The 12,660-nt window shown below is 55.4% G+C and carries 11 protein-coding genes and 1 pseudogene; 2 read left to right on the forward strand and 10 right to left on the reverse strand.

Annotated elements, in window-relative coordinates; all coding sequences use genetic code 11:
- The first annotated feature begins 80 nt into the window (after positions 1-80).
- Entirely contained in the window at positions 81-1,646 is a 1,566-nt protein-coding gene (locus ACYZT8_RS18165) for an amino acid permease (protein ID WP_461974783.1), read from the forward strand.
- Positions 1,647-2,006: 360 nt separating this feature from the next.
- Here the strand turns inward: ACYZT8_RS18165 and ACYZT8_RS18170 are convergent, their stop codons facing one another.
- The 9 genes and pseudogenes from ACYZT8_RS18170 to ACYZT8_RS18210 all read right to left on the reverse strand — a co-directional run bounded on the left by ACYZT8_RS18170 (position 2,007) and on the right by ACYZT8_RS18210 (position 9,837).
- Positions 2,007-2,366 (reverse strand): DUF6124 family protein, encoded by a 360-nt coding sequence (locus ACYZT8_RS18170; protein ID WP_461974785.1) that lies wholly within the window; start codon positions 2,364-2,366, stop codon positions 2,007-2,009.
- Positions 2,367-2,955: 589 nt separating this feature from the next.
- Positions 2,956-3,858 (reverse strand): universal stress protein, encoded by a 903-nt coding sequence (locus ACYZT8_RS18175; protein ID WP_461954735.1) that lies wholly within the window; start codon positions 3,856-3,858, stop codon positions 2,956-2,958.
- Between the two features lie 650 nt (positions 3,859-4,508).
- On the reverse strand, positions 4,509-5,183 hold the full coding sequence (locus ACYZT8_RS18180; RefSeq protein WP_461974787.1) for a hypothetical protein: 675 nt from the start codon (positions 5,181-5,183) through the stop codon (positions 4,509-4,511).
- 406 nt (positions 5,184-5,589) lie between these two features.
- Positions 5,590-6,558, reverse strand: coding sequence for a tetratricopeptide repeat protein (locus ACYZT8_RS18185; RefSeq protein WP_461974789.1), 969 nt, complete (start codon positions 6,556-6,558; stop codon positions 5,590-5,592).
- Between the two features lie 119 nt (positions 6,559-6,677).
- The gene (locus tag ACYZT8_RS18190; RefSeq protein ID WP_461974791.1) at positions 6,678-7,118 is read right to left on the reverse strand and encodes a GFA family protein; all 441 of its coding nucleotides are present in this window, start codon (positions 7,116-7,118) and stop codon (positions 6,678-6,680) included.
- Between the two features lie 58 nt (positions 7,119-7,176).
- On the reverse strand, positions 7,177-8,520 hold the full coding sequence (gene tnpC / locus ACYZT8_RS18195; RefSeq protein WP_461974793.1) for an IS66 family transposase: 1,344 nt from the start codon (positions 8,518-8,520) through the stop codon (positions 7,177-7,179).
- A 62-nt stretch (positions 8,521-8,582) separates the two neighbouring features.
- Complete coding sequence (gene tnpB / locus ACYZT8_RS18200; protein WP_461974795.1) at positions 8,583-8,918, reverse strand: IS66 family insertion sequence element accessory protein TnpB; 336 nt, start codon at positions 8,916-8,918, stop codon at positions 8,583-8,585.
- Positions 8,915-9,238, reverse strand: a complete 324-nt coding sequence (tnpA, locus tag ACYZT8_RS18205; protein WP_461974797.1) for an IS66-like element accessory protein TnpA — start codon at positions 9,236-9,238, stop codon at positions 8,915-8,917. The genes tnpB and tnpA overlap by 4 nt, the downstream gene beginning before the upstream one ends.
- 168 nt (positions 9,239-9,406) lie before the next feature.
- Positions 9,407-9,837 (reverse strand): annotated as a pseudogene (locus ACYZT8_RS18210) (bleomycin resistance protein).
- Positions 9,838-10,466: 629 nt separating this feature from the next.
- On the opposite strand from ACYZT8_RS18210, the gene ACYZT8_RS18215 reads away from it, so the two are divergent.
- On the forward strand, positions 10,467-12,149 hold the full coding sequence (locus tag ACYZT8_RS18215) for a SulP family inorganic anion transporter (protein ID WP_461982534.1): 1,683 nt from the start codon (positions 10,467-10,469) through the stop codon (positions 12,147-12,149).
- Positions 12,150-12,201: 52 nt separating this feature from the next.
- On the opposite strand, the gene ACYZT8_RS18220 is transcribed toward ACYZT8_RS18215, so the two are convergent.
- On the reverse strand, positions 12,202-12,642 hold the full coding sequence (locus ACYZT8_RS18220; RefSeq protein WP_461974799.1) for a potassium channel family protein: 441 nt from the start codon (positions 12,640-12,642) through the stop codon (positions 12,202-12,204).
- Positions 12,643-12,660 lie beyond the last annotated feature (18 nt).

Consider the following 12,660-nt stretch of genomic DNA (forward strand, 5'->3'; position numbering starts at 1 on the left):
GAGCAGTACGACAAGGGGTTGAAGGCCAGACCATCCGGGACCCGGATGGATGCGTATCAAAACCTGAAGGGGCACACAACATGAATCCAGCAAGTCAGCCCGGCACGAGCGCGCCGCAAGACGATGACGTCAAGGTGTTGCACAGCATGGGCTACGCCCAGCAGCTCTCGCGACGCATGGGCGTTTTCTCAAACTTTGCCATTTCCTTTTCGATCATCTGCATCCTCTCGGGGGGCATCAACTCACTCGCCCAGGGCACCTCCGGCGCAGGCGGTGCGGCCATCGGCATCGGCTGGCCGATCGGTTGCCTGATCTCCGGGGTCTTCGCCATGGCCATGGCGCAGATCTCCTCAGCGTACCCCACCGCTGGCGGCCTCTATCACTGGGGCTCGATTCTCGGTAACCGCTTCACCGGCTGGCTGACGGCCTGGTTCAACCTGTTGGGACTGGTGACCGTGCTCGGCGCGATCAACGTCGGCACTTACTACTTCTTTTTCGGCGCCTTCGGACCGGCACTGGGCATGGAAGACACCATCACGACACGGATGATTTTCCTCGCGATTCTGACCGGTATCCAGGCCTTGTGTAACCACCTGGGCATTGGCCTGACCGCGAAGCTCACCGACTTCTCAGGCTACCTGATCTTCGCCACGGCACTCGCGCTGACCATCGTCTGCCTGATCTCGGCGCCCAGCTATGAGTTCGCCCGGTTATGGACCTTCGGCAACTATTCCGGCGAAGCGGGCGGCAGCGTCTGGCCACAAGTCTCGAACGGCTGGATCTTCATGCTCGGCCTGCTCTTGCCGATCTACACCATCACCGGCTATGACGCCTCCGCGCACACCTCGGAAGAAACCCGCAACGCCGCCATGTCCGTGCCTCGCGGCATGGTCATGTCGGTGGTCTGGTCGTTGCTGTTCGGCTGGGTCATGCTCAGCTCCTTCGTGCTGATGCTGCCGAGCATGGACGAAGCCGCGAAGCATGGCTGGAGCGTGTTTTTCTGGGCGATGGACACGCAAGTGAACCCGACGGTAAAAACGGCGCTGTACGTGGCCATTTTCATCTCGCAATTCCTCTGCGGCCTGGCGACCGTGACCTCGGTCTCACGCATGATCTTCGCGTTCTCCCGTGACGGCGGCCTGCCCTTCTCCAAAGCACTGGCCTCAGTCTCGCCAACCCTGCGCAGCCCGGTGGCCGCAATCTGGACCGGCGCTACCCTCGCGGTGCTGTTCGTCTGGGGCTCGTCGGTGATCTCGATCGGCGAAACACCGGTCTACACCATCGTCGTGTCCTGCACGGTGATCTTCCTGTTCTTCTCCTTCGTCATCCCCATCATCCTCGGCCTGTTTGCCTACGGGACGTCGAAGTGGCCGACCATGGGCCCGTGGAACATGGGACGCTTCTGGTACACCGTGTTCGCGCTCCTCTCGATCCTCTCGATGGTGATCATCTTCATCATCGGCATCCAGCCACCGAACGATTGGGCGCTGTACATCACCATCGGCTTCCTGGTGCTGACGGCCATCGTCTGGTTCGGCTTTGAAGCCCGACGTTTTCAGGGGCCGCCGATGGGGGATTTGATCGTCAAGCGCCAGGCTGAAATTGCTGCGGCGGAAGAGGCGCTAAACAAACGCGCCGGAGAGTGATCCAAGCAGTTAGCCGTAACGCGGTCTTTGTAGCAGCTGGCGAAGCCTGCATTCGGTTCGGGCCGCGTTCGGACGAAGCAGTGGTAAAACCTGAGCATGCGGTCTTCCTGAAACACCGCATCGCCTGATTTCACGACTGCTGCGCAGCCGAACGCAGGCTTCGCCAGCTGCTACAGATCGCGTTCAACATTAACCGAGCGACCTTAACGCTAAGCGCCCCGCTTTTATGAAAACAGATAGACAGAACGATGAACAACCTGTGGCGAGGGAGCTTGCTCCCGCTGGCCTGCGCAGCAGGCCCATCTGTCAGGGCCACATCGCAGCTAAGTGAAAGCAAACCCCCTCTCCACATAACAGCAACTACTTAGGCGGCTCAACCTTATCCAACACCCGATTCGCCGTAATCTCCGCCACCATGATGCTGTTCGAAATGCCCAGCAAGGCATAACGCGACTCCCCCTCCAAATGATCCACCAACTGATGAACCATCACATCGACCGACGCCAGCGTCTCGACCAAAAAAACCGCCAGGGTTTCGGCAGAGGCTTCTGGGTCCACGGAAAACAGCTTACTGGATGTACGCGGGGTGGCTTTGATATCGGCGTTTGATGGGAAGTGGAAGTCGAGAGCGCGTTCGGCGGCTTCGTGGAGTTTTTTTGAATCGGGTTCGTATGGGGAAACTGGATCGGTGTCTGGTGGATTCGGTGTGGCCTTAAACATATTTCTGTCTCCAACATATGGAGCCGTCACCGAACGCTGCTAAACGTGAGGTGGCAGCTGTGTGCAGGTTAGCAGACCGGCAGAGACGAATCCGGCGCGCCCGAGGGCGCCCTGCGCACAGCTACCATAAGTGCAGGCATGAAATGACCTGACTGTCTGGATGCAGATACGCTTCGTCACGACGGGCTGCTAAACCCGATCACTGATGGGCAGTGACACGAATCAAGTTACCGAGCGACCCAAAAGCGCACAAGCCGGCGGATTCTGGTGCAGTCGTAGGCAACGGCGCAAGGTTTTGTAGCTTTCAGGACGTAACCTTGAGGGCGTTTAAACACGCACCCTCAAGAGTTGTTGAATAAGCGGCACGCACTTCCTACAAACGGCGAAAACTTCGAAAATATCCAAGAAGCCACTGCCGTATTTGTAAGGCTGACTGTCACAAATGTGGCAGCAACATGGCGTCTTGAATCAGTCGGCTATCGGCCAAAAGCAGACGGCCAGACGTGTTCACCTCGTCAACATTCTCCGTAAAACAAGGCCGTGATAGTCAGTTGCTGCCCGCATCAAAGTGCGAACCTGAAGACTGTTCCTACTGATCTACTTGCCCCTTTATAACCAAAACATTGCAGGGCACCTTATACAGCACGTGCTCTGTAGTACTGCCAATTAGCTTGTGCAGCCCTTTTCGATGCATATCTCCCATTATGAGCACATCGGCTCGGCTATGAGCTGCGAAGTCGGACATCACCTTGGTTGGCGACCCTTCAATGAAGTGCTGTCGCTCAGAGGGTACGTGGTAGCTGTCAGCTAACGTAATGAAGGACTTATGCAGTGACCGACGTACTTCGTTGCTGAAGCCTGGCATCGTCACCGCACCGGCGCCGGCGTCAGAGATGTGTGTTTGCGATGGATCGAAGGCGTGCAGTAGGTGCAGCTCGGCATTGCACTGGATTGCCATCCGTTGCGCAGCCAGGATGATGTGATCGTTGATATCAGTGATCTGGTGCTCTGGATGCGACAAATCCACTGCTGCCACCACCACCCGTGGAAGTGGACACCTGACTTCGCTGACCAAATGAACAGCAACCGGACAATCGCGTATCAGGTGCCAATCCAGAGGCGTGACGAATACGCGTTTGAGCGCTGACTCGTGGTGTACGTCTTTGATAACCAGGTCCGGTTGCAAGTTTGTCACATGCTGAAGGATTTCTTGCAGTACGTTCCGAGCCAATGCAACCTCGGTGGTCACCGTAATGCCATTGCCGCGTATCAGTTGGGCTTCATCTTGCAGCCATTTCTGGTTCTCTTGCTGACAGATCTCGCGAAATTGCTTATTCCCGCTCATCAACCCCAAGATGCCGACATCTTCGATAAACACCGCGATATGCAGCACTGCACCAGTGGCTTTGGCAAGTGCGACTGCCCGCTCTAACGCTGGCGTGTGACGCATGGCTGGACCGACAATCAGAAATAGGCGTTCATATTGGCTCATGTCGCACCTCCAGCATTCTGGGTTATCCGTTAGTTTGCGCCGGCACTCTCTTACGCCACACTACTGGCGACTTTCTACCGCCTCGATTTCCCTGATCGACAATACCAATATACGCCTGCATTCGGTAAACGCGCGCGTAGCGAGTCGACCTGCTCACCTATCCACCCCATCACCCTGGATGCGCACATGTCAGCCCTATTCAAGCCAATCCCCGAAGACGATTTTCTGGAGATTCAGGCCTGCTTTAGTCTGTCGACGACCTACTGAACCGGCACATTGAGGCGTCAAATACTATTGGCAAGAACAAGATGATGGTCGGCCCTCCAATGACTTTCGACTTCTGAGAATGACCGGTTTTTGGCCGTTTTTCTGCCTGTCGCGACCGGCTAAAAACGACCCAAAGCAGCCGGTGGGAACAAGGGGGAGGTAGATAGAAGCGTACACGGCAATCACTGGCGCCCGTGCAATAAATGATTGGGGTCAGAAATGGCACATCAACACATCCGTTACCGCAGGCGATCCGAAGGCCGCCTACGACTTAATATTGATTGCAATGGCTTGGCCTGCCATAGAAAGTTTTGGCGTTCCGGAATTTGCTTATGCCAAAAAAATCCCTGGCGCTCCCATAGCATCTGCCGCGATCCACAACCTTAATAGCAATCTGTTTGGACAGTCGATCCTAAAGAAGAGCTTGTACAGCTTATATTCTGGTGGGTTATGTTGGTGCGGGCGCCATTATTCAATCGATCAAGATTTTTGTTATTGTTATCATTGATCATTTGCATGGCTCCCATCAAATTTTTATCTGAAGCCTCTTGCCGCTGCTGGGCCAATGCGGCCTCCGCACGCTCGTCACTTGCGACTCTGGACGCCTTCGCTCGTTCATCTTCAGCACTCTGCTGTTGTAGCTGAAGTAAACAATTACCAAACTCAGGCGTGTTGGGCGTGAACCCAAAGTCCTGCTGACATGTTGCTTTGGCGTTTTGAATATTTGCCTTCATCTGGTGGTTTTTGATGTCGTCCATCTGTTTTTGTTTTAATTCCGCATCCTTCGCGCTTATGCACTGAAAATTCAGATCGGCTGTTGCATAGCGAGCGGGGCCAGATGGCTCTGACGTTATCTTCCCTATGACGGGTGGAGCGCCATTGTGTTGACAGAACTGCTCGATTTTTTTGCGGCATGTCTCGACTGCATTGTCTGCTGAAAAGTCAAAAAAACTCCCGGTGGCACTACATCCGTAACGACTTTCGCTCAGTGTATTAATCGTGCCAGACGCACAACCAGTCAAAATCGCGAATGCCGCAGCAGCAAAAATTATCTTCATCCCTTCCTTCCTCAGTTATCGGAAAACTTAAGAGTACGCAGTGTGAAAACTCTAGACGAAACCCGGATTACTTGCCGCTCGGTCTGGACGCTTGCGCCGCTTCGGACTCAAATGCCATCCAATGGCAGTTATAGCCGCCCGGCCACAGCCTTAGAGCACTTCTAGGGGTTATTTTGGCCGGCATGATCTTGCGCAAAATCACGATCGTTTGAACACAACGTTGACCGGCAGCTTCTGGCCGATTGCTGCCCGTCACGATGGGCCATAACCGACCGAGGCTGCGTAAGCATCGATTGTCGGGGGGGCTGCTGGCGCTGGCGAGTGAATTGGCGTTGCCGGAGACGTCGCGAATTTCCTTGCATGAGGTGGGGACGCATTAAAAAGACGTCCCGCAGATGCTTATGCGCTAGCCTTCCAGTGTTCGCAGTTTTTCCTCGAAGTAGCGGATTTGCGCAACGTCATCGGGGTCGAACTGCCTGAGTATCTGAAGAGCTTTTGTATAGCCGTCGCGCGCCTTGGCAGTGTCGCCGTGAGCCTCGTAGACCCTTGCAAGGTTGAAGTAGCGCAAAATCACTTTGGGGTGGTTCTCTCCGAAAGTTGCGCGGTCACTGTTCAGCGCCTTAGTCAGGAAGGCTTCAGCTTTGTCGTACTGGCCCAGGCCGCGATAGGCGTCGCCGAGGTTGTTCCAGCGGATGGCGACCGTCGGATGGTGGGGACCATGCAGGGCCATGTCGATATCCAGTGCTTGTTGAAAAAGCGGCAACGCGGCCTGGTGGTTGCCCTGGGCGTTATAGGCATTGCCCAGGTTGTTTAGTGAGACGGCTACCGAAGCGTCGTGTTCTCCCAGCAGTCGCTTCCTCAACGCGATATTTTTGCGCAGGTTTTCGAAACCTTCTTCATACCGACCCAGTTTGCTCTGCGCGGTACCGATGTTGTTGTAGCTGTCGGCAATCAGCAGGTCATCTGCGCCAAGTACCGCGAGGCGCATTTTCAAGGCTTTTTCATAGTAGCCAAGAGCAGTTTCGAGATTGCGTTGTCGTTCGTGAAAATAGCCGAGGTTGTTCCAGTAGGTCGCCTGTTGCACGATGGATGCCTGTCCGTTCTGTTTAGCCGCCTTTAGTGCCTGGGTGACCAGATGGATCGCGGTGCGTTCATCGCCCAGCACGGACACTGCCAGCGCCTTGATATTCAATACCTCGGTGTTGGCGGGGTCGGTTTCAAGCACGCGGTCCGCTTCCTCAATGGTCGCCTGGTATTGTTCCGTCTCGAAAAGGCTTACCACTTTGTCGCTCGCTGCCACTGTGGCAGCCTCAGCGCTAAACATCATGAAGAGCAGTGATAACGGTAATAGAGCTTTCAGCCCGCGAATGTGCATGGAGGTCCTTTTGTTTGAAATGTAAGCGTCCAGCCAACACGCATTCCGAACTCGCACATTCGAGACCGACGGCGTCCGCATAGGCACCTAACGGGCGATATGACCAAGCAACATTTCTGTTATCGATCAGGCTGCCATTGTGAGTACCTTGGGAGATCTTCCCCATCCAGCCACGCTACGTCCTGCTCCGTCCAGATGTGATACTTGGGCCTAGAGCCAGGCTCCTCGTCTAACGTCGCAACGCGCACGATCATTGCAACTGAGCCCTTACGCTCAGCTGCAAGGTGCGATCCGCAGTGGGAGCAGAAGTGCCGAATCTTGCCAGGAGATGACTCGAAAGCCCTCAATGCGTCCAAGCCTTGAGTCCATTTAAAATGCCCTCTCAGCACCCCAGCTGTGGAGACATAAGCAGCAGCATGGGTCTTCCGGCAGGTACTACAATGACAATGGCTAATTGGCGTATCAATGCTATCGATCTCATAACCTACAGCCCCACATGCGCAGCTTCCTTTCATTTTCATCCTTCGATTTCGACACAGTGCGAAAATTATGGTCACCATCGTAAATCGAACCAACAAGCTGTGACTAGAATCCTACGCGGAACGCATGCCTCCGGGATCACGCCCCGCGCAACCAAACCGGTTGCCAGTTGTGTGGCAGCAATTGATCGATTTCACTAGCCCGATGTGTCGGCAGGCGCGTGAGAACGTCTTTCAGATAGGCATACGGATCATGGCCATTCAGCCGCGCAGACTGGATCAAGCTCATCCAGGCATGCAGCGCATCCATCACAGGCACAGCCTTTTCTTGCCGTATTCGACGGCGTAAATCCGGTTCCAGGTCGCGGACGTCACTTTCGATTTCGTAAAGCAACTGGATGTAGCGCAGGGCCTGCTCGGCGAGCATGCTCTTGTTGGTGGCATGCAGTTCGAAGAACTTGCGCCGCGCATGGGCCATGCAGCCGATCTCGGTCACACCGAGTTCGAAGCTGGCCTTGTAACCGCCAAAATCGTCGCAGACTAACTTGCCTTTCCAGCCTTGCAGGAAGTTGCGAGCATGCTCACCGGCGCGGCTGGGGCTGAAGTCGTAGACGACAGCGGCTGTTTCGCAGAACTGGCTGGTGGCGTAAGCCCAGACATAAGAACGGTGGGTTTTCTTCGTGCCCGGAGCGAGCATCTGTACGGGTGTTTCATCCGCGTGCACGACCTGCTGCCCGATAACTACGTCACGCAGGGTATCGACCAGTGGCTGCAACTGCACGCCCGTAACGCCGACCCATTGAGCCAAAGTTGAACGCGAAATCGCCAAGCCAGCTCGACCAAAAATCGATTCCTGACGGTAAAGCGGAAGATGATCAGCGAACTTCGCGATCATGACGTGGGCAAGTAATCCGGCAGTCGGGATGCCCTTGTCGATAACTTGCGCTGGCACCGGCGCCTGGATCAGTGTTCCGCAGTCATCACAAACCCACTTGCCACGAACATGGCGCTCAACGGTGAACACGCCCGGCGTGTAGTCCAGCTTTTCGCTGACATCTTCACCGATGCGTTTAAGCGCACAGCCGCATGGGCAGTGAGTGTTGTCCGGTTCGTGATGGATCAAGGTGCGTGGGAACTCTGCCGGCAATGCAGTGCGCTTGGGCTTTTGCTTTTTCTCAGTTGTCGCTGGCGCAATTTGCAAGGCATGAAGCTCGGCCTCAATCGCCGCGATATCGGTATCGATCAGGTCATCCAGCAGGCTGGCCTGCTGAGGATTCATCTGCTCGCTACGCTTGGCAAACTTCAAACGCTTGAGCTGTGCGATCTCGTGGGTCAGCTTTTCGATCACCGTTTGATCGCGGTTGATCTTCTTGCCCATGGTCTCTACCGTCTTGCCCATGGTCTCCACTTGCGACAGCAACTGCGCAGCGAATGCACGCAGTTGGTTGGGAGTCATTTGATCGAAATTGGGCGAGGAAGTCATGCCTCGGATTTTACCAAAGCAGACCGCTTGCAACAGCAAACCAAGACGCGAATTAAAGTTTTTTAAAGCAGCGTGATTACACCGCCAGCGCCAACACGTTGCCAAGGTAGGCCGAGCACCAAGGCCTGAAGTTGCTCGGTATCCAACTGCATTTCGCTGCCTTGTCGAAGGCCTGGCCAGTGAAACTTACCCTGGTTCAAGCGACGTGCAGCCAACCAAACGCCGATCCCATCGTGTACCAGCGCTTTCATCCGAGTCGCGCGGCGATTGGCAAAAAGATAAGCACAGTGCGGCTTCGCCGCACCGAAGACCTCGATCACCCTGGCCAGCGCAGTCTCGGTACCGGCGCGCATGTCCATGGGCTCGGTGGCGAGCCAAATGGCGTCGATACGGATCATCGCAACAAGTCTCGAAGGAAAGCGGCGCAGGCAGCAGCATTATCGGTCGGCCAGTTCACTTTGACGGTGCCGCGTGGGTGCAGGATCTCAACGCTGATATTCGATGAAGGTGGGTGTGCCGTTATCTGCATGGGCAATGGAATGAATGCTGGTTGGAGCGCTGAGCTTTTGTGCGCGTGCACTCGAATCCATTTGTGGACGAGGTTTGCGTTGAGGCTATGGCTGAGGGCGACGCCGGCAATCGAAGCGCCAGGCTGGGCACACTCTTGAATGACCTGAGCCTTGAAGGATTTGGAATAGGAACGACGTGTTGGCTGCATGGCATACCCGCTTAAAAGGCTAGAACTGGTGCCCACTTAAATTTAAGTGCACACCATGTCCTGGCTTTGCGCGGTTGGGTAGATGACTTGGCCGGACGCATACTTTGAAATGGAGATCTGGCTCACAGCTGTTTACGACCCGACGCTGACGGTCGGATTGGCTCAGATTTAGATTGAGCAAGTCGATCGTTCGCCCAGCCGTTCTACCAACCTTACAAGGTAACCGTCGTCATCCTGGACGATGAATTCGCGCTGGCCAACTTCTACGTCTTCGGCCCGATACCAAGTGTCTTTGCATTCTTGATAGAGGGGAAATCCAACCTATCAAGTTTTTGGATGATGGGTGCGCCAGCCTCAACATCAATCTGTAGGTTTATGCCTCTTCCAAACGGCTTATTCAGCGGCGCAGTCAGCCATTGACACGCAGCCGAATCAACCTGCTCAAGCATTACTTGTGCACCATTTAAATCAAGGTACGCAAATCCATCTTCCGGACGTTGATAAGCTACTTTGAACCCTAGGCAAGAAACCCAAAAAGCTAAGATGCTATTTAGGTTGGTTACCATTAACTCCGGAACCAGTTTGTTACGTTCGAACATGAGATGACTTCCATTTCACGAGGCTTATTGTTGCTGCGGCAGGTTCTACACTTATGACTTCGATGCCACGATAGGATCGTGGCGAGCATGATGATGCACGGTCAGGAGGGAATTATCGAGTCGCGTTGAGTGGCTGCTTCTGGCGGTTCTCTGCCGATCATGGTCACAAAGCGTTCTGTTCAATCCGATGCAATCGGTGGTCAGAATGGCTTCCCCCGCTCCTGACAATAGATCTACCTCTGCCGCGTCACTCATTTGTCTCAGTCTTGCTCCTGATTGCGTCCTGATGGTCCCAGCCCTGGCGGAAAAGTTATTCCGGTAAGGGGTAATGTTTTTGGTACCTGACCGTCCAAAGCCCTACTCGTCCGACGCAATAAGATAAATGAAATCCTGCTTGCCGAATCTGCCTTCGGCTTTGCTGCTGGAGGTGCGTCATGACCCACTTTGAACCAGGGGCGAAGGCCTTCTATAGCTGCAATATTGCCGGCGGCACGCGCCTAGCAGCCGTTGATGCAGATCATGACGGCGGCCTTGTTAATCTGGTTGGCTTTACGATGAGGAAAAAAGGAAGGAAAGTGAAAGGAAGTCATTCGGTATTTCCTGTAGATGAACCAACCGAGAGAAGCAGTGTGGAACCGCATCTGAAGACTTCGAAGGCAGCGCACTCCGACACCGCTCCACTTCGCCTCGACATAGTATCGGGGCTCACGGCTGCCGCGGTCGTACTGCCCAAGGCAATGGCCTACGCGACTGTCGCGGGTTTGCCTGTTGCCGTCGGTCTGTATACGGCCTTCGTCCCGATGCTGATCTACGCACTCCTTGGAACGTCGCGCGTACTCAGTGTCAGCTCCACTGCTACGCTGGCGATCCTGGCCGGTGCGCAGATCGGCTTGGCCGTACCGGACGGCGACCCAGGGAAGCTGATCACGGCAAGTGCAACGCTAACCGTGTTGGTTGGCGCGATGCTGCTCCTGGCGCGAATAATACGCCTGGGATTTCTTGCGAACTTCATTTCCTCCCCGGTGTTGAGCGGCTTCAAAGCGGGGGTCGGGTTTGTCATCGTGCTGGACCAGGTGCCAAAACTCCTCGGCATCCACATCGCAAAACAAAGTTTTTTTGTCGACTTCCTCAACATAGTGCATCACGTGCCGGAGAGTTCCCTGATCACGCTCGCGGTAGCGGCGGCGGCGTTCCTGATGCTCATCGCGATGGAGCGCCTGTGGGCACATTCGCCGGCGCCATTGATTGTGGTCGGGGGGAGCATCGCCGCCTCATGGTACTTCGGCTTGCAGGCTCTGGGAGCTTCGACGGTCGGCGTGATTCCACAAGGGTTACCATCATTTACGTTGCCTGATCTCGCGCTGATCGAGCAGATGGTACCGGGTGCGCTCGGGATCGCGCTGATGAGTTTTACCGAAACGATTGCGGCGGGGCGCGCTTTTGTCCGGCCCGGCGATCCCCCCATCGATGCGAACCGCGAGTTGATCGCCACCGGTCTCGGTAACCTCGGGGGTGCTCTGCTCGGCGCGATGCCGGCCGGTGGCGGCACCTCACAGACGGCCGTTGTACGCGCCACCGGAGGGCAGTCTCAGGTGGTCTCGATCGTCACTGCTGGCGCGGCTTTTGCCACTATGTTGCTGCTCTCCGGACTACTCGGGTTTCTACCTCACGCCACGCTGGCCGCGATCGTCATCTACTACTCGGTCGGGCTGATTCAGCCGCGAGAGTTCCTGGCTATTCGGAAGGTGCGTCCAATGGAGTTCCACTGGGCGCTCGTAGCCATGGTGGGTGTCCTTTTGTTTGGCACGCTTCAGGGGATCACTGTGGCGATCGTCGTATCGTTGCTCAGTCTGGCCTACCAGACTGCCCGTCCGCACGTGTACGTCCTTGGTCGCAAGCGTGGCACCGACGTGCTCCGCCCCTTGTCAGAGGAACACCCAAATGACGAGACTTTTGAGGGATTGATGATTGTGCGACCGGAGGGACGCCTGTTTTTTCTCAACGCTGACTATGTGAAGGAACAGATCATCGCGCTGGAGAGACAGTATCAGCCGCGTGTGGTTGTCTGGGACATGAGTGCGGTGTCCGACATCGAATACTCGGCACTGCAGGCGCTCATAGAGGGTGAGAAAAGCTTGGCCGAGCTAGGCACCAGTCTTTGGTTGGCGGGGTTGAATCCCGGCGTACTTGAGATGGTGCGACGTGCCGGGTTCGACGAGAAGCTTGGGAGCGAACGTATGCTGTTCAATGCCCAAACAGCGATCGAGCGCTATCTATCACAGAACCCAACCCAGGTGAACGCCGCGCAGTAGCTCTTGTGTGGGACGCGCATTTCCCGTTAGAAACGAGCCTAGGGCAGACGCTCTAGGACTTGTGGTCGTCGTTATTCGAGTGGAAAAACTGATAAATATGGTTGACCACAGCGAAGAAGACACCCGTGGATAAGCCGCACATGAGGATGCCGGTCAAGCCCTCCATCAACCCGAACTGACGCCAGGGTTTCGCCAGCACCACGTCACCGTAACCAATCGTCGCATAGGTCACTCCAGAGAAGTAAAACGCCGTTTCGAGATCGGGCAGACACCCCTGCCACACATAGAATGCCCCCCAGATCGAGATCGCCAACAAATGCAGCAGAATCATATAGCAGGCAACCCACACCAACCGCGTGCTAATGGCCCCTACATGCGTCATCAGAACATTTCCCCTGTAGTCCAGAAACCTGAGCATCAAGGCCAAACCGACTGCATGCAAGACCACGGTAACGGCCGCCAGCCCCCATGCGAAAAAGATGCTTGAATACATCAAGTGCTCCTCTAGGAT

Source organism: Pseudomonas sp. LB3P93 (genome assembly GCF_054898025.1).

What these genes read in the sequence shown, in the direction of transcription:
- ACYZT8_RS18175 (WP_461954735.1), bottom strand. Translation starts at nt 3,858, where the DNA reads ATGAGCCAATATGAACGCCTATTTCTGATTGTCGGTCCAGCCATGCGT.
- ACYZT8_RS18180 (WP_461974787.1), bottom strand. Translation starts at nt 5,183, where the DNA reads ATGAAGATAATTTTTGCTGCTGCGGCATTCGCGATTTTGACTGGTTGT.
- ACYZT8_RS18190 (WP_461974791.1), bottom strand. Translation starts at nt 7,118, where the DNA reads ATGGTGACCATAATTTTCGCACTGTGTCGAAATCGAAGGATGAAAATG.
- ACYZT8_RS18165 (WP_461974783.1), top strand. Translation starts at nt 81, where the DNA reads ATGAATCCAGCAAGTCAGCCCGGCACGAGCGCGCCGCAAGACGATGAC.
- ACYZT8_RS18220 (WP_461974799.1), bottom strand. Translation starts at nt 12,642, where the DNA reads ATGTATTCAAGCATCTTTTTCGCATGGGGGCTGGCGGCCGTTACCGTG.
- ACYZT8_RS18170 (WP_461974785.1), bottom strand. Translation starts at nt 2,366, where the DNA reads ATGTTTAAGGCCACACCGAATCCACCAGACACCGATCCAGTTTCCCCA.
- tnpB (WP_461974795.1), bottom strand. Translation starts at nt 8,918, where the DNA reads ATGATCCGTATCGACGCCATTTGGCTCGCCACCGAGCCCATGGACATG.
- ACYZT8_RS18185 (WP_461974789.1), bottom strand. Translation starts at nt 6,558, where the DNA reads ATGCACATTCGCGGGCTGAAAGCTCTATTACCGTTATCACTGCTCTTC.
- tnpA (WP_461974797.1), bottom strand. Translation starts at nt 9,238, where the DNA reads ATGCAGCCAACACGTCGTTCCTATTCCAAATCCTTCAAGGCTCAGGTC.
- tnpC (WP_461974793.1), bottom strand. Translation starts at nt 8,520, where the DNA reads ATGACTTCCTCGCCCAATTTCGATCAAATGACTCCCAACCAACTGCGT.